The organism is Nocardioides sp. NBC_00368, assembly GCF_036090055.1.
In the GTDB taxonomy this organism is placed as follows: Bacteria; Actinomycetota; Actinomycetes; order Propionibacteriales; family Nocardioidaceae; genus Nocardioides.
Window position 1 is genome coordinate 3,152,772 of record NZ_CP107970.1, and the last position, 23,372, is coordinate 3,176,143.

The following is a 23,372-nucleotide window of genomic DNA, read 5'->3' on the forward strand; positions in this document are numbered from 1 at the left end:
GGAGCGCAGCGACGAGCGGAGGGCGGGAAGACGAGGGTTACAGCGAAGCGCGCGCGACGCGGAGCGTCGCATCAGGGATTGAACATCTGGTCGCGCTGGTAGGCGTACTTCCGGATCCACGGCAGCCACTTGGCGAGCTGGGCGCCCGGGCAGGAGGTCTCGTTGGTGTGGAAGTGGCCGTCGATGACCCAGACCCGGACCCGCCGGCCGGCGGGGAACCTGTCGCTGCCCTGGGAGACGGTCTCGAGCGTGCCGCGCTCGTCGCGGCCGGCCATGTCGAGCTTCCAGGCCGCCATCCGCTCGGTCTTGATGAGGGCGTCGTCGGAGGGACGTACGTTCTCGAAGTTGCCGATCAGGGCGATGCCCATCGACTGGTGGTTGAAGCCACGGGTGTGCGCGCCCTTGACGAGCCGGTCGATGCCGCCGGAGCGGCCCTCCCAGGCACGGCCGTACTTGTCGATGAGGAAGTTGTAGGCGATGTCGAACCACCCCAGTGACCTGGTGTGATAGCTGTAGATGCCGCGGATGATCCCCGGCACGTCGCCCTTGGAGTAGTTGTTGCTCGTGGCGGTGTGGTGGATGTGGACCTGCTTCAGCGAGCTGTTGTACTCGGGACGGCCGTTGCGCCAGGAGTTGTTGGCTCCCCACTGCGACCGGGTGAAGATCACCGGCTTCGGCGCCCACTTCGGTCGTGACCGCGCGACCCGACCGTTCGGGGCACTTCCGCCGGCGCTGCCGTAGCCCAGGTCGTCGGCCTCCCGCTTCGGCGCCTTGACGTCCTCCTGCGGACCGGTGTTGATCAGGGTCAGCTTGAGATCCTTGGGCTGCGCGCCCTCGACCCGCACCTGTACGCCGCTGGCCCGGCCGGTCCACACCGGCTGGGTGCCCCGGCGCTCGACCTTGCCCCGCGCGGCCACGGCCTCCTCGGCACCGTCGGGCAGGTCCTGCTGCAGCGGCAGCGGCTGCCACTCGCGCCACCGGTCCGACTTGCTCACCCGCACCTCGACCTGCGGCGTCTCCGCGCCGGTCCAGGACACCCCGACCATCGAGAACGTCGTCGTGTTCAGCTTCTCCGTCGCGGCCGCGTCGGCGGACCGCTCGGTCAGCCTCGGCGGCAGCTTCACGTCACGGGTGGCGATGCCGTCCTCGAGCCGCGGCAGCTTGATCAGCTGCTCGTCCTGGTCGCCCTGTGCGGCCGCCGGGTCGATCGCCGACCCGATCGCAGGCACGAGCATCGACGCGCCGAGAACGACAGCGGTCAGGGTCACGGTGATGACGCGGGGGAAGCGGGCCATACCCTTGATTTTGGAGAATCAAGCGTCCGACATGCCGCAAACGCATGTGTTCGGTGTGTCGCTTGAGACCGCTGTGACTAGTGCGACGAGGCCGATACGAACGGCACCGGCCTCCCGGCGTACGCCGCCAGGTGCTCGTAGGCACCCGATCCCTCCGGCGCCGAGAGCGCGTTGGCGAAGGCCCGTCCCTTGCGCTCCGGGCCGAGGATCCGGTCCATCGCGACGACCGCTCGCTGGGCGACCGCCTCGTCGAGGCCGTCGGTCGTCCGTCCGAGAGAGACCGCCAGGTCCCAGGTGTGGACCGCGATCTCTGCCGACTGCCAGTCGGGGTCGACCATCACCATGTCGTCGGCCCGGACCTCGCGCCACAGGTTGATCAGTGCGTTGCCCCGGGTGCGCAGCTCCTCACCCAGGTTGACCGCGTAGTCCTCACGGCCGTCCCATCCCGGCGGCGAGCCCTGGAGCATCGTCACGAAGACGCGGGGCTGAGCGATCATGTGGTTGGCCAGCTTGCGCAGATCCCACTCCGGACACGGCGTCGGCCTGGTCAGGTCGTCCGCCGTGACGGTGTCGAGAAGCTCTGCTGCCTGCGTCAGTGCCCGCTGCAGCGCGAACACACCCATCTGGTCAACCACATGACCATGGTGTCAGGAGACCTGCCGTCCGGCGAAAGCAGCCAGCCGCTCGTACGCCCCAGCACCCTCGGGCGCCGCCACCTCGGGAGCGAACGCTCCCTCGCGCATCTCCGGCTTCAGGCTCGCCTGCATGAACTCCAGACCCACCTCGGCCAGCTCCGGGTCGAGCTCGGAGGACGGGACGCCGAGCGCCTGCGCGAGGTCCCAGGAGTGCACGGCGTACTCGGCCACGATCATGCCGAGCGGCACCGACGCGCCGCCCTCCCAGCCGTCAGGGCCGGTGCCCTGGTCCCAGGCGTGCAGCACGTCGTCGGCCCCGACCTTGAACGCCGGCCCCCAGCTCTCGCTGACGTGCGGGGTCGGCGCGCTCCAGTCGGGCTGACCGCCACGAAGCATCGTGACGAAGTTGGGGCCGTCCGCGATCACGTGGTCCGCCAGCGCGCCGACGTCCCACTGGTTGCACGGCGTCGGCCGCGAGACGGTGTCGGCGTGCACCCGGTCGAGCAGGTCGCCGGTCTGGTCCAGCGCCCTCGAGAGAATTCCTGCCTCGTCTGAAGTAGTCACCCTGCCAACGTACGACCGGATGACCTCGGCGTCACCGCCAAATTCCGTCCTGACCGGCGAGCTCAGCTGAAGTCGAGGTCGTGCACCCGGGCGCGCTTGAGCTCGTAGACGTAGGGGTAGGCCGTGATCAGCTGGAACCCGTCCCAGAGCTTTCCGGCCTCCTCACCCTTGGGTGCCTTGGAGATGACCGGACCGAAGAAGGCCGAGCCGTTCATCGCGATCGTCGGGGTGCCCACGTCGTTGCCGACCTGGTCCATGCCCTCGTGGTGCGACTTCGCGATGGCCTCGTCGTAGCCGGAGTCGTCCATCGCGTCGGCAAGCTCGACGGGCAGCCCCACCGAGGCCAGCGCCTCCTCGATCAGCGCGCGGTCGAAGTCGCGGCCCTCGACGTGACGACGGGTGCCCAGCGCGGTGTAGATCTCGGCGAGCTTCTCCTGCCCGTACTCGTTCTGCACCGCCATGCAGACCCGCACCGGGCCCCACGCGGTCGAGAGCATCTTCCGGTAGTCCTCGGGGATGTCCTTGTCCTGGTTGAGGTACGCCAGGCTCATGATGTGCCACGTCACCTCGACGTCGCGCACCTTCTCCACCTCGAGGATCCAGCGCGAGGTGATCCAGGCGAACGGACAGGCGGGGTCGAACCAGAAGTCGGCGGCGGTCTTCTCGGCGGGAGTGGTCTGCGTCATGTCGAGACTCAACCACCGCTTCCCAGGTTCTGTTCCGGACTCGTTACCGCTACCCGCAGGTAAGCCCTTTCATACCCCACTAGGCTTCCGCGGTCCGATCGCTCGGATCGGACAAGACCCCCACGAAGGAGAGAGGTCTCGTGAGACTCTCGATCGACCGGAGAACAGGCCTGATCGGCGGTGTCGTCGCCGTCGTGGCGACCGCCGCTGCCATGTTCTCGCTTCTGCCCTCGAACGCCGGCGCCGCGACGACGGTGGTCCTCGACGGCGTCTCGGTCTCCGTCCCCTACGGCGGCGCTCAGGTCGTCACCGTGAACCGCTCGTCCGGGACGTACGCCAACGTCCGGTTCTGGGTGAAGGTCGACGGGAAGTGGACCCAGAAGTTCATGACCACCAAGGGGCGTATCGGCTCCGGCGGGCTCGTTCCGCGCGACCAGCGCAAGCAGGGCACGAGCACCACCCCGATGGGCACCTTCAGCCTGATGTCGACCTTCGGCACCCACGCCAAGGCCAGCACCCAGAAGCTGAACCACATCAAGATCACCAGCGAGTCCTACTGGGTCCAGGACAACAACTCGGCCTACTACAACCGCTACCGCCTCAAGTCCCAGGGCGGCTTCCGCTACTGGCTCCCGGCCAGCGACGTGAACAGCTCCGAGCGGCTGGCGGCCTACCCGACGCAGTACGAGTACGCGGTCGTCATCAAGTACAACTACGACAACCCCGTCCGCTACCGCGGTGCCGGGATCTTCCTGCACGTCAACGGCTCGGGTGCGACCGGCGGCTGCGTCAGCGTGCCGCGCTGGATGATGAAGGAGTACTTCAACCTCCTCGACCCCACCAAGAAGCCGGTCATCGCCATCGGCGCCTGACGCGCCCAACCAAGAGAATCACCGTGGGCCGGAGCGAGGATCGCTCCGGCCCACGGCCCATTTGGACGGAAGATCGGTCAGCTGACCGTGGCCCAGTCACCCCCGCTCGCCCAGTAGGCGACCTCGTCGCCGCGGTAGTAGACCTTCACGACGTACTCGTCCGGCGGGAGCTTGACGAAGGTGACGCTGGTGGACCCTCCGCTGAGCTCCTGGGTGACCTTGCGGTCGCCGTTGGTCACGATCGTGACGCTGCCGGTCGGGGTGTAGCCGGACGCGGTCACGTCCACGTCGACCTTGGTCTGGCCCGACCCGTCGGTCGCCACCACGTTGACGCGGGGCTTGACGCGCACCCGGCCGCTGGGGCCGTACGTCTTGCTCAGCGTCTCGCCGTTGCCGGAGCGGGCGACCACGGTGACGCTGAGCCGGTGACCGACGTCGGAGGCGGTCGGGTAGTACTTGTGGCTCGTCGCACCGGAGATCGGCGCGCCTTCGCGCGTCCACTGGTAGGAGAGGTCGACCTCCTCGCTGTAGCTGCCCGGGTCGACCTGCATCAGGCCGCCGAGACGGGTGCCGCCCTTCACGAAGCCGGCCGCGGTCTGGGTCAGGGTGCCGCTGGGCGGCGGCTCGACCGGCTCCATCGGCTGCTGCGGTGCCTTGCCGCCACCGACCAGGGTGTCGGCGAAGGCGTACGACTGCTTCGGGCGGTAGCCCTCCTGGACACCGACGACGACCGCACCGATCCTCTTTCCGGAGGCCGTTGCCGGCACCTTCAGGAAGCGGGACGTGCTGCGGGCGATCAGGGTCTTGTCGGCGTACCACCTGACCTCGCCGATCTTGGCCGACGGCTCGTAGTCCGCTCCGCCGACGGCGACCGTCGAGCCGACCTTCTGGGTGCCGGTGATCTTCGGCTGCGCCAGGACCTTGAACGTGCCCTGCTTGATCGGCGGCAGGATCTCGCTCATCGTCTTGGCCTCGGTGTAGTCCCGGCGGGTGCCGGTGAGCACCGCCGCGATCTGCTTGCCCGCGAGGTAGCCGGGGATGCGGAAGGTCTTGTTGGTCGCACCGGGGATCGGCTTCTTGTCGACGATCCACTGGTAACGGATCTTGTTCGGGTTCGGGCTCCACGAGCCGGTGTTGACCGTGACCGCCTTACCGACCTGCGCCGTGCCCTCGATCGTGGGCCGCTTGGTGACCGAGAGTCGCTGGTCGTTGAAGTGGATGAACCCGGTCGGGTAGTTCACCGAGTCCTTGCCGATCCGGCGCCAGCTGAGGTCGCTGCCGTAGTTGGACTCCGAGATCGTGATCGAGTTCTCGCTGACCCGCTCGACGATCGCGACGTGCCCGAAGCGGCTCGCGCTCGGGTGCGAGGAGTGCCACCAGGCGACCGAGCCCACCGTCGGGGTCCGGTCCGTCATCCTGCTCAGCGCCACGCCCCAGTTGGTCGCGTTGCCCTCGCCCGACCAGGGGCGAGCGTTCGGCAGGCCGGTCTGGATGAGCTTGTACGCGACGTAGTTGGTGCAGTTCCGACCGGCGTACATGCGCCAGTACATGCTTCCCCAGGCACTTTCGTAGCCGGCGGTGGAGTAGCCCTTGCTGCGGCAGTCCGAGAAGCCGGAGCAGAGCGTGATGGAGCCCGCGTGCGCCGGTGATGCCAACTTTGGGATGACTTGTACACCGAGGCCGACGAGCAGCAGAACCGCGCCGGTGACCAAGGTCCGGCGCAGCGCCCCGCCGGGCTTCCCCACCCGGCGCGGCTTCTGTGAATACTGGTGTTTCTGTGACTTGAGGGGCACAAGAGCACCCTAGAGAAAGTTGTCAACTATTGATACCGGTGTGTCGGAATTACAACACTGTATTTTTACTTTCCACGCTCAGCGACTCCCAAGAACGGGCAACAACGCCGATATAAATGTCTCGAAATCCGGGCGCAGTGAGAGGATCCAGGCATGCCTGGAACCAATCTGACGCGCGCCGAGGCCACCGCTAGAGCCGCACTCCTCGACGTCCTCTCGTACGACATCGAACTCGACCTCACCACGGGTGCTGAGACCTTCGGTTCGACGACGACGATCACCTTCACCTCCACCGAGGCCGGCGCCTCGACCTTCGCCGATCTCGTCGACGCGACCGTCCACGAGATCACGCTCAACGGCGTCGCGCTCGACCCCGCAACGGCCTACCAGGACTCGCGGATCCAGCTCGACGGCCTCGCGGCCGAGAACGTGCTGGTCGTCAAGGCCGACTGCACCTACTCCCACACCGGCGAGGGCCTGCACCGCTTCGTCGACCCCGCCGACGACCGCGTCTACCTCTACTCCCAGTTCGAGGTCCCCGACGCCCGCCGCGTCTACACCACCTTCGAGCAGCCCGACCTCAAGTCCGTCTTCACCTTCCACGTGACCGCTCCCGAGGGCTGGAAGGTCGTCTCCAACGCCGTCACGCCCGAGCCGAAGCCGCTGGGCGACGGCCGCGCGACCTGGGACTTCGAGCCCACCAAGAAGATGTCGACCTACATCACCGCATTGATCGCCGGTGAGTACCACGAGGTCCAGGACGTCTACGAGGGCAAGTTCGGCACGATCCCGCTGGGCCACTACTGCCGCCAGTCGCTGGTCCCCTACCTCGACCGCGACGAGGTCGTGAAGATCACCAAGCAGGGCTTCGAGTTCTTCGAGGACGCCTTCGACTTCCCCTACCCCTTCGGCAAGTACGACCAGCTCTACGTGCCGGAGTACAACATGGGCGCGATGGAGAACGCGGGCGCCGTGACGCTGCGCGACGAGTACCTGCCGCGCTCCAAGCAGCCGCGCTCCTTCTACGACTTCCGCGCCTCGGTGATCCTGCACGAGATGGCGCACATGTGGTTCGGCGACCTGGTCACCATGAAGTGGTGGGACGACCTCTGGCTCAACGAGTCCTTCGCCGAGTGGGCCTGCTACCACGCCCAGGCCAACGCGACCGAGTTCACCGACGCCTGGACCGGCTTCACCAACGCGCGCAAGCAGACCGGCTACCGCCAGGACCAGCTGCCCACCACGCACCCGATCGCCGCGGACAACTACGACCTGCAGGCCGTCGAGGTCAACTTCGACATGATCACCTACGCGAAGGGCGCCTCCGTCCTGAAGCAGCTGGTGGCGTGGGTCGGCCTGGAGCCGTTCCTGGAGGGCCTGAAGGCCTACTTCAAGGAGTTCGCCTACGGGAACTCCGAGTTCAAGGACCTGCTGCGCCACCTCGAGGCCGCCTCCGGCCGTGAGCTCCAGGGCTGGGCCCAGGAGTGGCTGCAGACCGCCGGCGTCAACACCCTCGCGCCCGAGTTCACGCTCGCCGAGGACGGCTCCTACGCCGCCTTCGCCGTGCGTCAGTCGGCCGCCGCCGACTACCCGACGCTCCGCCGCCACCGCATCGGCCTCGGCCTCTACGACCTCGTCGACGGCGCGCTCGTCCGCCGCGACGCGTTCGAGATCGACGTCACCGGCGAACTGACCTCGGTCCCCCAGCTCGAAGGCGTGAAGCAGCCCGACCTGCTGCTGCTCAACGAGGGCGACCTGACGTACGCGAAGATCCGGCTCGACGAGCGTTCGCTGGCCACCGCGCTGTCGTCGCTGTCGGCGCTGGACGACTCGCTCTCGCGCGCGCTGATCTGGGGTGCCGCGTGGGACATGACCCGCGACGCCGAGATGCGGGCCAGCGACTTCGTCGAGCTCGTGCTCGCCAACATCGGCCAGGAGACCGACGCCTGGGGCGTCACCCGGATCCCGGTCTTCGCCGCCCAGGCGGTCAACTCGTTCTCGGCTCCGGCCAACCGCGACGCCCTCAAGGCGCGCTGGGAGAGCGGGCTCAAGAGCCTGCTGGAGGCCGCCGCTCCGAGCAGCGACCACCAGCTGACCTTCGCCCGGACGTACGCCTCGGCAGCCCGCTCGAAGGCCGCGATCGCCGACCTCCAGGGGCTGCTCTCCGGCGACCTGGCCTACGATGGTCTCGAGATCGACCAGGACCTGCGCTGGGCGCTGGTCACCGGTCTGGCCGCCTCGGGCACCTTCGGTGAGGCCGAGATCGACGCCGAGCTCGAGCGCGACAACACCATCTCCGGCAAGGAGAAGGCCGCCGCCGCCCGCGCCGCGCAGCCCACGGCCGAGGCCAAGGAAGCCGCCTGGGACGCGGTCGTCGTCCGCACCGACGTCGCCAACGAGACCGCCCGCTCGATCGTGCTCTCGTTCCAGCGCAGCGGCCAGGACGAGGTGCTGGCGCCCTACATCGACCGCTACTTCGAGGCCGCCGACACCCTCTGGGACCACCTCGGCACCCACCGCGCCTCGACGGTGCTGGAGTTCATCTTCCCGAAGCCCGCCGCCTCCCCCGAGCTCCTGGAGAAGGCCGACAAGTGGCTCGAGACCTCCCCCGCCGAGCCCGCCGCCAAGCGGTTCGTCCGTGAGGGACGTGACGAGGTCGCCCGCGCCCTCGCCGCTCAGGAGCGCGACGCGCAGTAGCTCGCACGAAAGGACCCCCGGGCGCAGGTCGCCTGGGGGTCCTTCGCGTCTGCGGCGAAAACCACGAATGGAAGGGATCTCTCCCTTCCACTAACAACTTTATAGCGCAGATAGGGGCTTGCCGCAAGGCCCCCGGATTGGGGCAGAATCTCCTCCTCGAACAGGTAAAGTGCCTGTTCAGACAGGGGATTCAACGTTGCAAGCATTCGATCTCGCGGGCCGTCACGATGCCAAGGCGGACCCGGCACTGATCGCCGATGACGAGCAGCACTTCGCTGCCATCGGGCAGAGTCTCGAGGAGCAGATCTCCGAGCTGAACGAACGGCTGGACGACGTACGCCGCCGGCCGGGCGGGCACGGGCAGGAGGCGATGGACCGCGATCTGGAGGTGCACCGGATCGGCGGGCAGCTGCGGATGCTGCGCAGGTTCAGCCTGGACCTGTGCCTGGGGCGGATCGTCACCGAGTCCGGCAGCACGATCTACATCGGGCGGCTCGGGCTCACCGCCAGCGACGGCCGGCGGCTGCTCGTCGACTGGCGCTCGCCGGCGGCGGAGCCGTTCTTCGCGGCCACGCACGCCGAGCCGCGCGGGCTGCTGAGCCGGCGCCGTTACCGCTGGACCAACGGCCGGATCACCGACTACTGGGACGAGGTCTTCACCGCCGAGGGACTCGAGGGGCATGCCGCGCTCGACGACCAGTCGGCCTTCATCGCGACCCTCGGCAGCAGCCGGTCCTCACGGATGCGCGACGTGCTCGGCACGATCCAGTCCGACCAGGACGCGATCATCCGGGCATCGTCACGGGGCGCGCTGGTCGTCGACGGCGGTCCGGGGACGGGCAAGACCGTGGTGGCGCTGCACCGCACGGCGTACCTCCTCTACTCCGACCCGCGCCTGGGCGAGGGCAAGGGTGGGGTGCTGTTCGTGGGACCGCACGAGCCCTATCTCTCCTACGTCGCCGACGTGCTGCCGAGCCTGGGCGAGGAGGGCGTACGCACCACCACGCTGCGCCGGATGATCCCGGAGGGCGACGCGCTGGCGCCCGAGACGGATCCGGAGGTCACCCGGCTCAAGGCCGACGCCCGGATGGTCGCCGCGATCGAGCCGGCGGTCGCGCTCTACGAGAAGCCGCCGTCGAAGCCGACCCTCGTCGAGACCCCCTACGGCGACGCGGTGATCAGCGTCAGCGACTGGGCCGAGGCGATCGCCGCGGCGGAGCAGGGTACGCCGCACAACGACGCCCGCGACCTGGTCTGGGACGCGCTGCTGCGGATCGTGACCGACCGGATCCAGCAGAACGGCGCGAGCGACCCCGACCGCGACTACGACGCCGACCTCGACGACTGGGGAGACTCGCCCCTGGACGAGGACGAGTTCGACGCTTACGGCCTGGTCGACGAGGACGCCACCGACGCGCTGCGCGCTTCGCTGGAGACCAACGCCGGGCTGCTCGACGTCTTCGGCGAGGTCTGGCCGCGGCTGCGGCCCGCCGACATCGTCGGCGACCTGTGGGAGGTGCCGGCGTTCCTGCGGATGTGCGCGCCATGGCTCACGCCCGAGCAGGTGAAGCAGCTGCAGCGGGAGGACCCCCAGGCATGGACCGAGGCGGATCTGCCACTGATCGACGCAGCCCATCGTCGGCTCGGCGATCCCGACGCGTCCCGTCGCCGCAGCGCCAAGAAGGCGGCCGCGGCCGCCGACCGCAAGGCGAAGGCCGCGGTCGTCTCGGACCTGATCAGCCACGACGACTCCGAGATGAAGGTGATGTCGATGCTGCGCGGCCAGGACGTACGCACCGCGCTCTTGGACGACTCGGTGCGGGAGCCCGAGGAGCTCGACCCGTACGCCGGCCCGTTCGCGCACATCGTCGTCGACGAGGCCCAGGAGCTGACCGACGCCGAGTGGCAGATGCTGATCAGTCGCTGCCCCTCGCGCAGCTTCACGATCGTCGGCGACCGCGCCCAGGCGCGCCACGGGTTCACCGAGTCGTGGCAGGAACGGCTCGAGCGCGTGGGCCTGGACCGGATCGAGATGGCCGGCCTGAGCATCAACTACCGCACGCCCGAGGAGGTGATGACCGAGGCCGAGCCGGTCATCCGCGCCGCACTCCCCGACGCCAACGTGCCGACCTCGATCCGCGCCTCCGGCATCCCGGTCACCCACGGCCCCGTCGCTGACCTCGACGCGATCCTGGACACCTGGCTCGCCGAGCACGACGAGGGCATCGCCTGCGTCATCGCCGCAGGTTCAGGCGACCACAACGAAGGCCGAGTACGCCGCCTCAGCCCCGAGCACGCCAAGGGGCTCGAGTTCGACCTGGTCGTCCTCATCGACCCCGAGACGTACGGGACCGGGATCGAGGGTGCCGTGGACCGCTATGTCGCAATGACCCGGGCTACCGAGCAGCTGGTGATCCTGACGACCTGAGCGCTGCGCGAATTGCGAAGCAATCGCCAACAACCCAGCGCTGGAGCGCTCCTCGTCTGGACGCAGCGCAGTGAGGAGCGCCAGCGACGAACGAAGCGAAGGAAGACGAGGATCAAGCGAAGGCGCTGCGCGAATTGCGAAGCAATCGCAAATAACTCAGTGCGTCGCGGCGGGGAGGTTGTCGTCGGACGGCTTGTGGGGCTTCGGCAGCAGCCCCTCGCCGCGGAGCACGCCGGGAAGGAGGACGACGAGGGAGATGACCACCGTCAGGATGACCGGGATCAGCAGGATGAGCAGGAGCAGTCCGGAGGCGGTCATCTCCTCGGCGATCGGCCACCCGTTGGGGACCTCGGCGCTGGCGGGGCCGGCGGTAGCAACAGAGGCGACGACGGCGGCGGAGGCGGAGGCGCCGAAGAGGCCGGCGCGGCGCAGGATCTGGTTGCTCACGGGGCAGATACTAACCGGCGTACGTCGGGGTTCTCATCTCTGCCCCTCGTCGCCGGGGTGGGAGTCGATGCCCGGCCGGGGATTGGCCGTCGACCTTGAACGGCTTGGATACTGGAACCCATGTCCATTCCCCCGAATCCCCCTCTGGTCTCGGTCTCCTGGTCGACGCTCGGCGAATGGGTGATCGGCATCCCGCTGCGCATCCTCGGCCTGATCGTCCTGGCGATCGTGCTCCGCTGGGTGCTTCACCGGGTGACCGACAAGGTCGTCAACCGTGCCGTGGAGGCACCGGCGCTGGCCGGGAAGATCACCAAGATGCACGAGGCGGGCGAGGAGATCCACGCGAGCTCCCGTCGCAGCCAGCGTGCCCAGGCGATCGGTTCGCTCTTCAAGAGCGTCATCACCGGCGTCCTGGTCGCGATCTTCGCCACCATGATCCTGGACCAGCTGGGCATCAACATCGCCCCGATCATCGCCTCGGCCGGGATCGTCGGTCTGGCGCTCGGTTTCGGCGCGCAGTCGCTGGTGCGGGACTACCTGTCCGGGATCTTCATGATCATCGAGGACCAGTACGGCGTCGGTGACAGCATCGAGGTCAACAACATCAGCGGCACCGTCGAGGCGGTGACGCTGCGGATCACCCGGCTGCGCTCGCTCGACGGCACGGTCTGGTACATCCCCAACGGCGAGATCCTCACGGTCGGCAACCACAGCCAGAACTGGGCCCGCGCCGTCATCGACGTCGGCGTCGGCTACAACGAGGACCTCACCAAGGTGCAGCGCGTGCTCCGCGAGGTCTCCCACGACCTGTGGATCGACGAGGACTTCAAGGGCCAGATCATCGAGGAGCCCGAGGTCACCGGTGTCGAGGCGCTCGCCGCCGACGCGATCACCGTGCGGGTCCTCGTCAAGACCCTGCCGCTCAAGCAGTGGGCGGTCGCCCGCGAGATGCGCCAGCGGATCAAGGCGCGCCTCGACTACGAGGGCATCGAGATCCCGTTCCCGCAGCGGGTCATCTGGCACCGTGAGGAGAAGGCGGCCGCAGCCCAGGACGAGAAGGCCAACGCCTGACGTACGCGAACGGTGATGCCCGGCCGAGGCCGGGCATCACCATTCTTCGTCTCGCTGTCCTCGCGGACTCAGGCGAGGGCGGCGTCGAGGGTGATCGTGGTGCCGGCGAGCGCCTGGCTGACCGGGCAGCCGGCCTTGGCGCCCTCGGCCAGGCTGACGAAGGTCTCGTTGTCGAGGCCCTCGACCACACCGCGGGTGGTGAGCTTGATGCCGGTGATGCCCTTGCCCGGGGTGAACTCGACCTCGGCGCTGGTCTCCAGGCTGGTCGGCGGGGTGCCGTTGTCGGCGAGGCCGTTGGAGAAGGCCATCGAGAAGCAGGACGAGTGGGCGGCGGCGATGAGCTCCTCGGGGCTGGTCTTGCCGCTGGGCTCCTGCGAGCGGGCCACCCAGGTGACGTCGTACGTCCCCAGGCCCGAGGAGTCCAGCGTCACCTTGCCGGCGCCCTCGAAGAGGGTGCCCTCCCAGACGGTGGTGGCGGTGCGGGTGGTGGCCATCTTCATCTCCCAAAGATCGTGTGTGTGCGTACGTCCCCGATCCTGCCATGGCCCCACGGAGGACGCAGCGTGGAAGGCCGCGTGGAACAATGGTTCAAGTGACGTTCTATGAGGAGATCGGCGGGATGGACACCATCCGCACGATCGTGGCCAAGTTCTACGAGGGCGTGGCGACCGACGAGCTGATGCGGCCGATGTATCCCGAGGAGGATCTCGGTCCGGCGCAGGAGCGGCTGACCCTCTTCCTGGCGCAGTACTGGGGCGGCCCGACCACCTACTCCGAGCAGCGCGGACACCCGCGGCTGCGGATGCGTCACGCCCCGTTCGAGGTCACCTCGGAGGCTCGGGACCGCTGGCTGCAGCACTTCCGCGAGGGCCTCGACGCCGCCGGCCTGACCCCCGAGCAGGACGCGCAGTTCTGGGCGTACGCCGAGCATGCCGCAAACTTCATGATCAACACTCCCGGGTGACCCTGCGGCGGGCCCGCTCGCCGCGCCCGCGTGCACGGTGCCTCTAGAGTGGCGCCCGTGCCGACGACCTCCCCTACCCGCCGAGCGCGCCGCGGAAAGGTGCTGCTGCGCCATCCGAGCCAGATCGTGGCGGTCGGGTTCGCGGCGACGATCCTGCTCGGCACGCTGCTCCTGATGCTTCCGGTGGCGCGCACCGAGCCCGGACACGCACCGTTCCTGACGGCGCTGTTCACCTCGACCAGCGCGGTCTGCGTCACCGGTCTGGTGGTGGTCGACACCCCGACGTACTGGTCGACGTTCGGCGAGGTCACGATCCTCGGGCTCATCCAGGTCGGCGGGATCGGGATCATGACCCTCGCCTCGATGCTGGCGCTGGTCGTCTTCCGCCGGCTCGGCCTGCGATTCCGGCTCACCGCAGCCGTCGAGCACACCAGCTCCGGTCTCGGCGACGTACGCAGCGTCATCAAGGGCGTGGTCGGCATCAGCCTGGTCATCGAGCTGATCATCGCGATCCCGCTGACGCTGCGGTTCTGGCTGGGCTACGACTCCACGCTGCGACGAGCCGCCTACGACGGGGTCTTCCACTCGATCTCGGCCTTCAACAACGCCGGGTTCGCGCTGCGCTCCGACAACCTGATGAGCTTCGTGGACGACCCCTGGATCTGCCTGCCCATCGCCGTCGCCGTGATCGCCGGCGGCCTCGGGTTCCCGGTGTGGCTCGAGCTGCTGCAGCGTACGAAGGTGCGGATGTGGAGCCTGCACACGAAGATGACCGTCACGGGCACCATCGGGTTGCTGATCATCGGCACGGTGTTCTTCACCGCGGTCGAGTGGAGCAACCCCGACACCCTGGGTGCGCTGAGCACACCGGGGAAGATGCTGGCCGGCTTCTTCCAGAGCACCATGACGCGTACAGCCGGGTTCAACAGCCTCGACTACGAGCAGATGCACGAGGGCACGCTGCTCGGCGCGGACGTGCTGATGCTCATCGGCGGCGGATCGGCGGGCACGGCGGGCGGCCTCAAGGTCACCACGTTCCTGCTGCTCTTCTTCGTGATCGTCGCCGAGGTGCGCGGCCAGCGCGAGGTCGAGGCGTTCGACCGGCGCATCGACCCGCGGGCCGTCCGCCAGGCGCTCACGGTCGCGCTGCTCTCGGTCGGCTTCGTGGTCTCCGGCACCATCGCGCTGCTGCACCTGGTCGACGCACCCACCCACCGGGTGCTCTTCGAGGCCGTCTCGGCCTTCGCCACGGTGGGCCTGTCGGCCAACCTCACCTACGACGTGCCCGCTGGCGGCCAGATCGTCCTCATCGCGATGATGTTCGTCGGCAGGATCGGCCCGATCACCCTCGTCTCCGCCCTGGCGCTCCGCGACCGCGAGCGTCTGCACCGCTTCCCGGAAGGACGGCCTCTCATTGGCTAGGAAAGACACCACCAACGGCGGCGTCGCCGTGCTCGGGCTCGGGCGGTTCGGCAGCGCGCTGGCGCTCGAGCTCGTCGAGGAGGGCGAGGAGGTGCTCGCCGCCGACATGAACCCGCGGACGGTGCAGGAGCATGCCGGTCTGCTCACCCACGTGGTCGAGGCGGACAGCACGAGCGAGGACGCGATGCGGGGACTCGGTCTGAGCGAGTTCGGCACCGTGGTCGTGGCCATCGGCACCGACATCGAGGCGAGCATCCTCACCGCGTCGGTCGCGGTCCACCTCGGCGTACGCAACGTCTGGGCCAAGGCGATCAGCGAGCCCCACGCCCGGATCCTCAAGCAGATCGGGGTGGACAACGTGGTCCGTCCCGAGCACGACATGGGGCAGCGCGTCGCCCACCTCGTGCGCGGGCGGATGCTCGACTACATCGAGTTCGACGACGGCTACGTCTTCGTCAAGACCCGGCCGCCTGCGGTGCTGCACAACCGCAGCCTCTCCGGCGTCGGCGTGCGCCAGAACTACGGGGTGACCGTCGTCGGGGTGAAGCCCGCAGGCGGCAAGTTCACCTACACGACACCGGACACCGTGATCCGCCCCGACGACCACATCGTCGTCTCCGGACCGCAGCTCAAGGTCGAGGCCTTCGCCCGGCTCTAGCGGGACTCAGGCGCCCGGCTCGAGGGTGTAGCCGACACCGGCGGTGGTGACCAGGAAGCGCGGGTGGGAGGGATCGTCCTCGAGCTTGCGGCGCAGCTGCGCGGCGTAGACGCGCAGGTAGTGGGTCTCCTTGGCGTAGGCCGGGCCCCACACCTCCTTGAGGATCTGCTCGCGCGGGACCAGCCGCCCGACGTTGCGGGCGAGCAGCTCCAGGAAGGACCACTCCGTCGGGGTCAGGCGCACGTCCGAGCCCGCCTTGTGCACCCGCTTGCGGGCGAAGTCGATCTCCAGGTCGCCGACGCTCAGCGTGGTCGCGGCCGGGGGCGCGGACTCCTGGGAGCGCCGGACCGCGGCCCGCAGCCTGGCCATCAGCTCGTTCATCGCGAACGGCTTGGTGACGTAGTCGTCGGCGCCCAGGTCGAGGGCCTCGATCTTGTCGTCGCCGTGCTGCCGGGCGGACAGCACGACCACCGGCACCTGGGTCCAGCCCCGCAGCCCCTCGATCACCTCGGTGCCGTCGAGGTCCGGGAGCCCGAGGTCGAGCAGGACCACGTCGGGCCGCGCCTCCGCCGCCGCGGCGAGCGCCGAGCGCCCGTCGGTCGCCGTCTCGACCTCCCACCCGGCGGCCCGCAGGTTGATGGCGAGCGCGCGCAGCAGCGCCGGCTCGTCGTCGACCACGAGTACGCGACTCATTCCTCGCCCCTCGCTCGCGGCACCGCGACGACCATGGTCAGGCCACCGCCGGGGGTGTCCTCGGCGGACAGCCTGATCCCGAGTGCCTCGCTCAGCCCTTTGGCCACGGCCAGACCGAGCCCCAGCCCGTCCGGAGAGGTGTCGTCGAGGCGCTGGAAGGGCTCGAACATCCGCTCCCGCTGCTCCTCGGGCACCCCTGGTCCGCGATCGACGATCATCACCTCCACAGTCTCCGGGGTCTCGTGGGCGAGGACGCGTACCGGCTCGCCGGGGCGGGGCCCCTGACCGGCGGCTCGCACGGCGTTGCTCACCAGATTGGCGACGATCCGCTCCAGCAACCCCGAGTCGGTGCGTACGAGCGGGGTGTCCTCGGCGACGTCGAACGCGATCGATCCCGGCGGCAGGCCGGCGACCGCCAGCGGCAGCGACTCCTCGAGGCTGACGTCCCGCATCGCGGGGTGGACCAGGCCGGCCTCGACACGGGAGAGATCGAGGAGGTTGTCGATGAGCGCCTCGAGCTGGTCGGCGGAGGTGGCGGCCGAGTCGACCAGCTCCTTACGGTCCTCCTCGGGCACCCGGCTCGCCAGCAGGCCGTCGAGGGCGGCCCGCATCGTGGCCAGCGGTGTACGCAGGTCGTGGGAGACCGCTCGGAGCAGCGAGGTCGAGGTCTGCTCGGCCCGCTCCAGAGCGAGCGCACGGTCTGCCTGGTCGCGCAGCCGGCGATACTCCAGCACCAGCGACGTCTGGACGGCGAACGCGTCCAGCACCCGCTGGTCCGCCGCCCGGAGCGGGTCACCGCGCAGCACGATCACATGGTCGTCGTCGACCCGGACCTCGGTGTCACCGGTGCCCGGCTCAGTCGCCGGATCCTCGCCGACCCCGGCCAGCCGGTGCCACCCCGACGCGCTCGCCCGCAGGAGAGCCACCGACCGCTGCCCGAAGCTCTCGCGGACGCGGTCGACGATCGCCTCCGCAGTGTCCTGCCCGGTGAGCACCGACCTCGACAGGGCACCGATCGTCGACGCCTCGGCGCGCGCTCGTGCCGCCTCCTCCGAACGCCGCGCCGCCTGGTCGACGACCCCGGCCACGGACAGCGCCATCGTCAGGAAGACCGCCAGCGCGAGGATGTTGTGATGGCTCTGCACGGTGAGCTCGAAGTAGGGCTGGGTGAAGAAGAAGTTCAACAGCCCAGCGCCGATCATGGCGGCCACCGCCGATGCCCACCGGCCACCGATGAGCGCCACCGCCACGATCACCCCGGTCATCAGCAGGCTGGCCACAGGGAGCTGGGCGTTGCGGTCCTCGGCGGGCACCAGGTAGAGCCCACCGAGCAGCGCGAACGGCAGCAGCACCGCGGCGACCCATCCCGCCAGCCGCCGCGAACGGCCCAGAGCCGATCGGGGCCGCCGGAGGCGTACGCCTGCGCCGGCGTGCTCGTGGGTCACCAGGTGTACGTCGATGCTGCCCGCCGCGGTCGCGATCCGGTCGCCGGTGCTGCCGGTGAACAGACGCCGCACCCTGCCGTGCCGGGAGACACCGACGATGATCATCGTGGCGTTGGCGCCGATGGCGAAGTCGACGATCGCGGTGGCCGGATCGTCCCCGATGACGGTGTGGAAGGTGCCGCCCAGCGACCGGGTGAGCGCCTGGCTCCGCGGCAGGTCGCTGGTCGACCGAGCCAGCCCGTCCGACGAGACGACATGCACCGCGACCAGCTCGGAGCCCTTGGCCCGCTGGCAGAGCCGAGCCCCACGCCGCAGCAGCGTCTCCGACTCCGGCCCGCCCGTGACCGCGACCACGATGCGCTCCTTGGTGGGCCACGGGTGCGAGATCTGGTGCTCGCGCCGGTAGTCGCCGAGGGCGTCGTCGACCCGGTCGGCCAGCCACAGCAGCGCCAGCTCGCGCAACGCGGTCAGGTTGCCGACGCGGAAGTAGGAGGTCAGCGAGGCATCGATGTTCTCCGGCTTGTAGACGTTGCCGTGGGCCATCCTTCGCCGCAGCGCCTGCGGCGCCATGTCGACCAGATGGATCATGTCGGCGGTGCGTACGACATCGTCGGGGACGGTCTCCTGCTGGCGTACGCCGGTGATCCGCTCGACCTCGTCGTTGAGCGACTCCAGATGCTGGATGTTGACCGTGGTGATCACGTCGATCCCCGCCGCCCGGATCTGCTCGACGTCCTGGGCACGCTTGGTGTGGCGGCTGCCGGGCACATTGGTGTGGGCCAGCTCGTCGACGCAGACCACCTTCGGGTCACGGGCGATCACGGCCTCCACGTCGAGCTCGGTGAAGGTCGCGCCGCGGTAGCCGATCTCGCGGCGCGGGATCACCTCGAGCCCCTCGATCTGCCGGGCGGTGTTGCTGCGGTCATGGGTCTCGACGAACCCGACGACCACGTCGGTCCCCCGGGCCTGGCGCCGCTGCGCCTCCCCGAGCATGGCGTACGTCTTGCCGACCCCTGGCGCGGCTCCGAGATAGACGGTCAGACGGCCCCGCTTGCGCGGGGACCGTCCGTCCGTTGACGTGGTCTGCACGTCCCTATTCAACCCTCTGTGCGCGCACCGCGATGTTGAGCTCGAGCACGTTGACCCGCGGTTCACCGAGGAACCCGAGGGTTCGACCGTCGGTGTGCTCGGCCACCAGCGCCGTCACCTCCTCCTCCGAGAGCCCGTTGGCGCGGGCCACCCGGGACACCTGCAGGGCTGCGTAAGCCGGCGAGATGTCCGGGTCGATGCCGGATGCTGAGGTGGTGACGGCGTCGGCGGGGACCTGGTCGACAGGTACGCCTTCGCGCGCGGCGATCTCGCGCTGGCGCTCCCGGATCGCCTTGACCAGGTCCGGGTCCTCCGGGCCGAGGTTGGAGCCGTAGGTGGACAGCGTGTCCCAGCCGTCGCCGGCCGCGCTGGGACGGGGGTAGAAGAGCCCCTCGTCGTCGTTGCGCTGGCCGATCAGGGCCGAGCCGACCGCCTCGGCGGGGTCGTTGGTGCGCTCACCGGTCTCGGTCACCAGGGAGCCGTCGGCACGCCAGCCGAAAGCCGCCTGGGCGACGCCGGTGACCACCAGCGGATAGAGGAGACCGCACAGCAGGGTCGCGGCGATGAGCACGCGGAGCCCGGCGAGCGAGTGGCGTAGCAGTGCGAAGAGATCTGACATGTTCGGTTCCTTGGTCACAGTCCTGGGATGAGGGAGACGACGAGGTCGAGCAGCTTGATGCCGACGAACGGCACGATCAGGCCACCGACCCCGTAGAGCAGCAGGTTGCGGCGCAGCAGTGCCGAGGCCGAGGACGGCCGGTAGCGGACGCCGCGCAGCGCCAGCGGGATCAGCGCGATGATGATCAGCGCGTTGAAGACGACCGCAGAGACGATGGCCGACTCCGGCGAGGACAGCCGCATGATGTTGAGGACGTCCAGCGCCGGGAACACCCCGACGAACATCGCCGGCAGGATCGCGAAGTACTTCGCGACGTCGTTGGCCACCGAGAAGGTGGTCAACGCGCCCCTGGTGATCAGCAGCTGCTTGCCGATCTCGACCACGTCGATCAGCTTGGTCGGGTCGGAGTCGAGGTCGACCATGTTGCCGGCCTCCTTGGCCGCGGTCGTCCCCGTGTTCATCGCGACGCCGACATCGGCCTGCGCGAGCGCGGGCGCGTCGTTGGTGCCGTCGCCGCACATCGCGACCATTCGCCCGCCACGCTGTTCGCGCCGGATCAGCGCGAGCTTGTCCTCCGGGGTCGCCTCGGCGAGGAAGTCGTCGACGCCCGCCTCCTCGGCGATGGCGGCTGCGGTGGCGGCGTTGTCGCCGGTGATCATCACCGTCTTGATGCCCATCGCGCGCAGCTCGTCGAAGCGCTCGCGGATGCCGTCCTTGACGACGTCCTTGAGGTGTACGACGCCCAGCACCCGTGCCGGGTCGCCGTTGCGGTGCTCGGCCACCACGAGCGGGGTGCCACCGCTCTCGGCGATCTCCGCGACGATCACCGCGGTCTCCGGGGGCACCTGACCGCCGTGCTCCTCGACCCAGGCCGCCACCGCGGAGGCCGCCCCCTTGCGTACGCTCAGGCCGGGGCTGTCCAGGCCGGACATCCGGGTCATGGCCGAGAACTCCACCGTCGTGGCCTCCGCCGGCCCACCCATGGAACGGCCCACGAGCGTGAGGATGCTGCGGCCCTCGGGGGTCTGGTCGGAGAGACTGGCCAGGACCGCGGCGTTCTCGGCGCCGGTGAGCGTGGTGCCGGTGACCTGGATGATCTCGTACGCCTGCCGGTTGCCGTACGTGATCGTGCCGGTCTTGTCGAGCAGGAGCACATCCACGTCGCCGGCCGCCTCGACGGCCCGCCCCGACATCGCCAGCACGTTGCGGCGGACGAGCCGGTCCATGCCGGCGATGCCGATCGCGCTCAGCAGGGCGCCGATGGTGGTCGGGATCAGGCAGACCAGCAGCGCGGTCAGGACCAGCCAGGACTGGTGGGCGCCGGAGTATCCGGCCAGGTAGTAGAGGCTCCAGCAGACCACCACGAAGATGACGGTCAAGCTGGTCAGCAGCACGTTGAGCGCGATCTCGTTCGGCGTACGCTGCCGCTGCGAGCCCTCGACCAGGGCGATCATCCGGTCCACGAAGGAGTGGCCCGGGTCGGAGGTGATCCGGACGACGATCCGGTCCGAGAGGACCAGGGTGCCGCCGGTGACCGCGGACCGGTCGCCACCGGACTCGCGGATCACCGGAGCCGACTCGCCGGTCACGGCCGACTCGTCGACGCTGGCGACGCCGTCGATGACGTCGCCGTCGCCCGGGATCCGCTCACCGGCCTCGACCACGACCACGTCACCCGTGCGCAGGTCGGTGGAGGCGACGAGCTCCTCGACCCCTCCGGCACCGCCGCGCAGGCGTCGCGCGGTGGTCTCGGTCTGCAGCGCGCGGAGCGAGGCCGCCTGCGCCTTGCCGCGGCCCTCGGCGACCGACTCCGCCAACGCGCCGAAGACGACGGTGAGCCACAGCCACACGGTGACCAGCCAGCCCATCACCGACGGGTCGAGGAGCGACATGACGGTCGTGGCGGCCGCGCCGATCTCGACCACGAGCATGACGGGGGTCGCCACCAGCTTGCGAGGATCTAGCTTGCGCAGTGCACCGGGCACCGCCTCGGCGATCTGCGTGACTGTGAGCACCGAGGGCGCGGCCTCGACACGGGCGTGGTGCTCCGTGTGTTCTTCAGGGGTACGTACCGGGGTCTGGGTCATGACAGGGACTCCACGATCGGGCCCAGCATGAGGGCCGGGACGAAGGTCAGGCCGACCACGACCAGCGCGACGCCGGTCAGCAGGCCGACGAAGAGCGGGCGGTGGGTGGGGAGCGTGCCGGCGTTGTCCGGCAGCCGGTTGGCGGACGCGAACCGGCCGGCGAGGGCGAGGACGAAGACCATCGGCACGAACCGGCCCAGCAGCATCAGCAACCCGAGCAGCGTGTTCCAGAAAGGGGTGCCCGAGGTGATCCCCGCGAAGGCCGAGCCGTTGTTGTTGGAGGCGCTGGTGACGGCGTACAACGCCTCGGAGAGGCCGTGCGGACCGTCGGCCGAGAGGCCGGCCAACCCCGCCGGAGCCGTCACCGCGATCGCCGCGCCCACCAGCACCAGGATCGGCGTGGTCAGGATGTAGACCGCGACCAGCACCATCTCGTCGCGGCTGATCTTCTTCCCGAGGTATTCAGGCGTACGTCCCACCATCAGGCCGCACAGGAAGACCGTGACCACGGCGAGCATGAGCATGCCGTAGAGCCCCGAGCCGACGCCGCCCGGCGCGATCTCGCCCAGCATCATCCCGAACAGGGCGACACCGCCGCCGGGCGCGGTCAGGCTCTCGTGCATGCCGTTGACGGCGCCGGTCGAGGTGCCGGTGGTGGCCGCGGCGAAGAGTGCCGTGGCGGCCTCGCCGAAGCGGGTCTCCTTGCCCTCCATCGCCGCTCCGGCGAGCTGCGGGGCGGTGCCTGGACCAGCCATCTCGGCCCAGGTCAGCAGCGTGACGCCGACCGTGAGGAGCACACCCATCGTGGCCAGGACCGCGCCACCTTGACGCCTGTCCCTGACGATCAGGCCGAACGCCCAGGCCATCGAGAACGGCAGCACGAGGAGCGCCCAGATCTCGAGCAGGTTGGTGAACGGGTTGGGGTTCTCGAAGGGGTGGGCGGAGTTGACGTTGTAGAACCCGCCGCCGTTGGTGCCGAGCTCCTTGATCGCCTCCTGGCTCGCAACGGGGCCACCGGTCAGGGCCTGGCCGCCACCGGTCAGCGTGGTCATCTCGTGCACCGGGTGCAGGTTCTGCACTGCGCCCGCCGCGACCAGCACGATCGCGACGACGAACGCCGCCGGCAGGAGCACCCGCAGGGTCGTACGCACCAGGTCGACCCAGAAGTTGCCGATCCTCCCCTGGTTGCGCGTGCGGGCCAGACCGCGGGCGAAGGCGGCGGCGACGGAGAGACCGACGGCGGCGGAGACGAAGTTCTGCACTGCCAGCCCGGCCATCTGGATCAGGTGGCCGGCAGCGGCCTCGCCTGAGTACCACTGCCAGTTGGTATTGGTCACGAACGAGACCGCGGTGTTCCAGGCCCCGTCGCTGGGCAGCGGGCCGAAGTCGCCGTCGAGCGGCAGCACGCTCTGCAGGCGGCCGAAGGCGAAGAGGAACAAGATCCCGACCAGTGAGAAGCCGAGGACCGACATCGCGTAGGAGCGCCAGTGCTGGTCGGCGTCGGCGTCCACCTTGAGGACGCGGTAGGCCACGGTCTCGGCGCGCAGGTGCCGGGGGCTGGTGTAGAGGTGGGCGAGGTAGCGGCCCAGAGACGGCACGCTGAGCGCCAGCGCCGCGACCAGGGCCAGGATCTGCAGCACGGCCGCGAGCGTGGCGTTCATCGCGCGGCTCCGGAGGTCCTGCTGTCGTGGGGGACGTTCACGTCTGCGGTCGCCTCGGCCGAGCCCAGCCGGCGGTCGATCAGACCGACCAGCAGGGCGAGCCCGGCGAAGCACACGAGCGTGAGGAGGATGTAGATGAGGTCTGACACGTCTCCATTCCAGACCCGCATCCGGCCGGTTCCGCCGGCCTTGACGGATCCCTGACGGCGACACCGACGACCCCGCGCGACCTTGACGATTTCCTGA

The 23,372-nt window shown here is 69.3% G+C and carries 20 protein-coding genes; 7 read left to right on the forward strand and 13 right to left on the reverse strand.

Features of this window, described 5'->3' with window-relative positions; all coding sequences use genetic code 11:
* Nucleotides 1-71: 71 nt before the first annotated feature.
* From OG984_RS15060 to OG984_RS15075, 4 genes are all read right to left on the reverse strand, one after another.
* Complete coding sequence (locus OG984_RS15060) at nucleotides 72-1,295, reverse strand: peptidoglycan recognition protein family protein (protein ID WP_328527113.1); 1,224 nt, start codon at nucleotides 1,293-1,295, stop codon at nucleotides 72-74.
* 77 nt (nucleotides 1,296-1,372) lie between these two features.
* A complete protein-coding gene (locus OG984_RS15065; RefSeq protein WP_328527114.1) occupies nucleotides 1,373-1,930 on the reverse strand; it encodes a maleylpyruvate isomerase family mycothiol-dependent enzyme in 558 nt (185 codons plus the stop codon).
* Nucleotides 1,931-1,942: 12 nt separating this feature from the next.
* Entirely contained in the window at nucleotides 1,943-2,494 is a 552-nt protein-coding gene (locus OG984_RS15070) for a TIGR03086 family metal-binding protein (protein ID WP_328527115.1), read from the reverse strand.
* A gap of 62 nt (nucleotides 2,495-2,556) precedes the next feature.
* A complete protein-coding gene (locus tag OG984_RS15075; RefSeq protein WP_328527116.1) occupies nucleotides 2,557-3,180 on the reverse strand; it encodes a mycothiol-dependent nitroreductase Rv2466c family protein in 624 nt (207 codons plus the stop codon).
* Nucleotides 3,181-3,320: 140 nt separating this feature from the next.
* On the opposite strand from OG984_RS15075, the gene OG984_RS15080 reads away from it, so the two are divergent.
* Nucleotides 3,321-4,052, forward strand: coding sequence for a L,D-transpeptidase family protein (locus tag OG984_RS15080; protein ID WP_328527117.1), 732 nt, complete (start codon nucleotides 3,321-3,323; stop codon nucleotides 4,050-4,052).
* 77 nt (nucleotides 4,053-4,129) lie between these two features.
* Here OG984_RS15080 and OG984_RS15085 read toward each other — a convergent pair whose 3' ends face one another.
* Nucleotides 4,130-5,845, reverse strand: coding sequence for a CHAP domain-containing protein (locus OG984_RS15085; protein ID WP_328527118.1), 1,716 nt, complete (start codon nucleotides 5,843-5,845; stop codon nucleotides 4,130-4,132).
* Between the two features lie 153 nt (nucleotides 5,846-5,998).
* On the opposite strand from OG984_RS15085, the gene pepN reads away from it, so the two are divergent.
* Together pepN and helR are read left to right on the forward strand one after the other, a co-directional pair.
* The gene (pepN, locus tag OG984_RS15090) at nucleotides 5,999-8,542 is read left to right on the forward strand and encodes an aminopeptidase N (RefSeq protein ID WP_328527119.1); all 2,544 of its coding nucleotides are present in this window, start codon (nucleotides 5,999-6,001) and stop codon (nucleotides 8,540-8,542) included.
* Between the two features lie 196 nt (nucleotides 8,543-8,738).
* Nucleotides 8,739-10,970: an RNA polymerase recycling motor ATPase HelR gene (gene helR / locus OG984_RS15095; protein ID WP_328527120.1), complete on the forward strand. Its 2,232-nt coding sequence runs from the start codon at nucleotides 8,739-8,741 to the stop codon at nucleotides 10,968-10,970.
* Nucleotides 10,971-11,126: 156 nt separating this feature from the next.
* Here the strand turns inward: helR and OG984_RS15100 are convergent, their stop codons facing one another.
* Nucleotides 11,127-11,417 carry a hypothetical protein gene (locus tag OG984_RS15100; RefSeq protein ID WP_328527121.1) on the reverse strand — a complete coding sequence of 97 codons (291 nt, stop codon included), beginning with the start codon at nucleotides 11,415-11,417 and terminating at the stop codon, nucleotides 11,127-11,129.
* 120 nt (nucleotides 11,418-11,537) lie between these two features.
* Between OG984_RS15100 and OG984_RS15105 the strand changes: the two genes are divergently transcribed.
* The gene (locus tag OG984_RS15105; protein WP_328527122.1) at nucleotides 11,538-12,488 is read left to right on the forward strand and encodes a mechanosensitive ion channel family protein; all 951 of its coding nucleotides are present in this window, start codon (nucleotides 11,538-11,540) and stop codon (nucleotides 12,486-12,488) included.
* Between the two features lie 68 nt (nucleotides 12,489-12,556).
* On the opposite strand, the gene OG984_RS15110 is transcribed toward OG984_RS15105, so the two are convergent.
* Nucleotides 12,557-12,982, reverse strand: coding sequence for an OsmC family peroxiredoxin (locus OG984_RS15110; protein WP_328532361.1), 426 nt, complete (start codon nucleotides 12,980-12,982; stop codon nucleotides 12,557-12,559).
* A gap of 89 nt (nucleotides 12,983-13,071) precedes the next feature.
* Between OG984_RS15110 and OG984_RS15115 the strand changes: the two genes are divergently transcribed.
* The 3 genes from OG984_RS15115 to OG984_RS15125 are packed head-to-tail and all read left to right on the forward strand — an operon-like array spanning nucleotide 13,072 to nucleotide 15,532.
* Complete coding sequence (locus OG984_RS15115) at nucleotides 13,072-13,452, forward strand: globin (protein ID WP_328527123.1); 381 nt, start codon at nucleotides 13,072-13,074, stop codon at nucleotides 13,450-13,452.
* A gap of 57 nt (nucleotides 13,453-13,509) precedes the next feature.
* The gene (locus OG984_RS15120) at nucleotides 13,510-14,874 is read left to right on the forward strand and encodes a TrkH family potassium uptake protein (RefSeq protein ID WP_328527124.1); all 1,365 of its coding nucleotides are present in this window, start codon (nucleotides 13,510-13,512) and stop codon (nucleotides 14,872-14,874) included.
* Nucleotides 14,867-15,532 carry a potassium channel family protein gene (locus tag OG984_RS15125; RefSeq protein ID WP_328527125.1) on the forward strand — a complete coding sequence of 222 codons (666 nt, stop codon included), beginning with the start codon at nucleotides 14,867-14,869 and terminating at the stop codon, nucleotides 15,530-15,532. Before OG984_RS15120 ends, OG984_RS15125 begins: the two co-directional genes overlap by 8 nt.
* A gap of 6 nt (nucleotides 15,533-15,538) precedes the next feature.
* Here OG984_RS15125 and OG984_RS15130 read toward each other — a convergent pair whose 3' ends face one another.
* The 6 genes from OG984_RS15130 to OG984_RS15155 all read right to left on the reverse strand — a co-directional run bounded on the left by OG984_RS15130 (nucleotide 15,539) and on the right by OG984_RS15155 (nucleotide 23,275).
* Nucleotides 15,539-16,225, reverse strand: coding sequence for a response regulator transcription factor (locus OG984_RS15130; RefSeq protein WP_328527126.1), 687 nt, complete (start codon nucleotides 16,223-16,225; stop codon nucleotides 15,539-15,541).
* A complete protein-coding gene (locus OG984_RS15135; protein ID WP_442941012.1) occupies nucleotides 16,222-18,663 on the reverse strand; it encodes an ATP-binding protein in 2,442 nt (813 codons plus the stop codon). The genes OG984_RS15130 and OG984_RS15135 overlap by 4 nt, the downstream gene beginning before the upstream one ends.
* A gap of 100 nt (nucleotides 18,664-18,763) precedes the next feature.
* Nucleotides 18,764-19,378, reverse strand: a complete 615-nt coding sequence (kdpC, locus tag OG984_RS15140; protein ID WP_328527128.1) for a potassium-transporting ATPase subunit KdpC — start codon at nucleotides 19,376-19,378, stop codon at nucleotides 18,764-18,766.
* Nucleotides 19,379-19,392: 14 nt separating this feature from the next.
* On the reverse strand, nucleotides 19,393-21,465 hold the full coding sequence (gene kdpB, locus OG984_RS15145; RefSeq protein WP_328527129.1) for a potassium-transporting ATPase subunit KdpB: 2,073 nt from the start codon (nucleotides 21,463-21,465) through the stop codon (nucleotides 19,393-19,395).
* Nucleotides 21,462-23,126 carry a potassium-transporting ATPase subunit KdpA gene (gene kdpA / locus OG984_RS15150; RefSeq protein ID WP_328527130.1) on the reverse strand — a complete coding sequence of 555 codons (1,665 nt, stop codon included), beginning with the start codon at nucleotides 23,124-23,126 and terminating at the stop codon, nucleotides 21,462-21,464. The genes kdpB and kdpA overlap by 4 nt, the downstream gene beginning before the upstream one ends.
* A complete protein-coding gene (locus tag OG984_RS15155; protein ID WP_328527131.1) occupies nucleotides 23,123-23,275 on the reverse strand; it encodes a hypothetical protein in 153 nt (50 codons plus the stop codon). The genes kdpA and OG984_RS15155 overlap by 4 nt, the downstream gene beginning before the upstream one ends.
* Between the last annotated feature and the right edge of the window lie 97 nt (nucleotides 23,276-23,372).

Bases quoted from the DNA above. Each gene is read 5' to 3' on its own strand.
- pepN (WP_328527119.1), top strand. From the start codon at position 5,999: ATGCCTGGAACCAATCTGACGCGCGCCGAGGCCACCGCTAGAGCCGCA.
- OG984_RS15135 (WP_442941012.1), bottom strand. From the start codon at position 18,663: ATGCTCGGGGAGGCGCAGCGGCGCCAGGCCCGGGGGACCGACGTGGTC.
- OG984_RS15105 (WP_328527122.1), top strand. From the start codon at position 11,538: ATGTCCATTCCCCCGAATCCCCCTCTGGTCTCGGTCTCCTGGTCGACG.
- OG984_RS15110 (WP_328532361.1), bottom strand. From the start codon at position 12,982: ATGGCCACCACCCGCACCGCCACCACCGTCTGGGAGGGCACCCTCTTC.
- OG984_RS15075 (WP_328527116.1), bottom strand. From the start codon at position 3,180: ATGACGCAGACCACTCCCGCCGAGAAGACCGCCGCCGACTTCTGGTTC.
- kdpB (WP_328527129.1), bottom strand. From the start codon at position 21,465: ATGACCCAGACCCCGGTACGTACCCCTGAAGAACACACGGAGCACCAC.
- kdpA (WP_328527130.1), bottom strand. From the start codon at position 23,126: ATGAACGCCACGCTCGCGGCCGTGCTGCAGATCCTGGCCCTGGTCGCG.
- OG984_RS15115 (WP_328527123.1), top strand. From the start codon at position 13,072: ATGGTTCAAGTGACGTTCTATGAGGAGATCGGCGGGATGGACACCATC.
- kdpC (WP_328527128.1), bottom strand. From the start codon at position 19,378: ATGTCAGATCTCTTCGCACTGCTACGCCACTCGCTCGCCGGGCTCCGC.
- OG984_RS15060 (WP_328527113.1), bottom strand. From the start codon at position 1,295: ATGGCCCGCTTCCCCCGCGTCATCACCGTGACCCTGACCGCTGTCGTT.
- OG984_RS15130 (WP_328527126.1), bottom strand. From the start codon at position 16,225: ATGAGTCGCGTACTCGTGGTCGACGACGAGCCGGCGCTGCTGCGCGCG.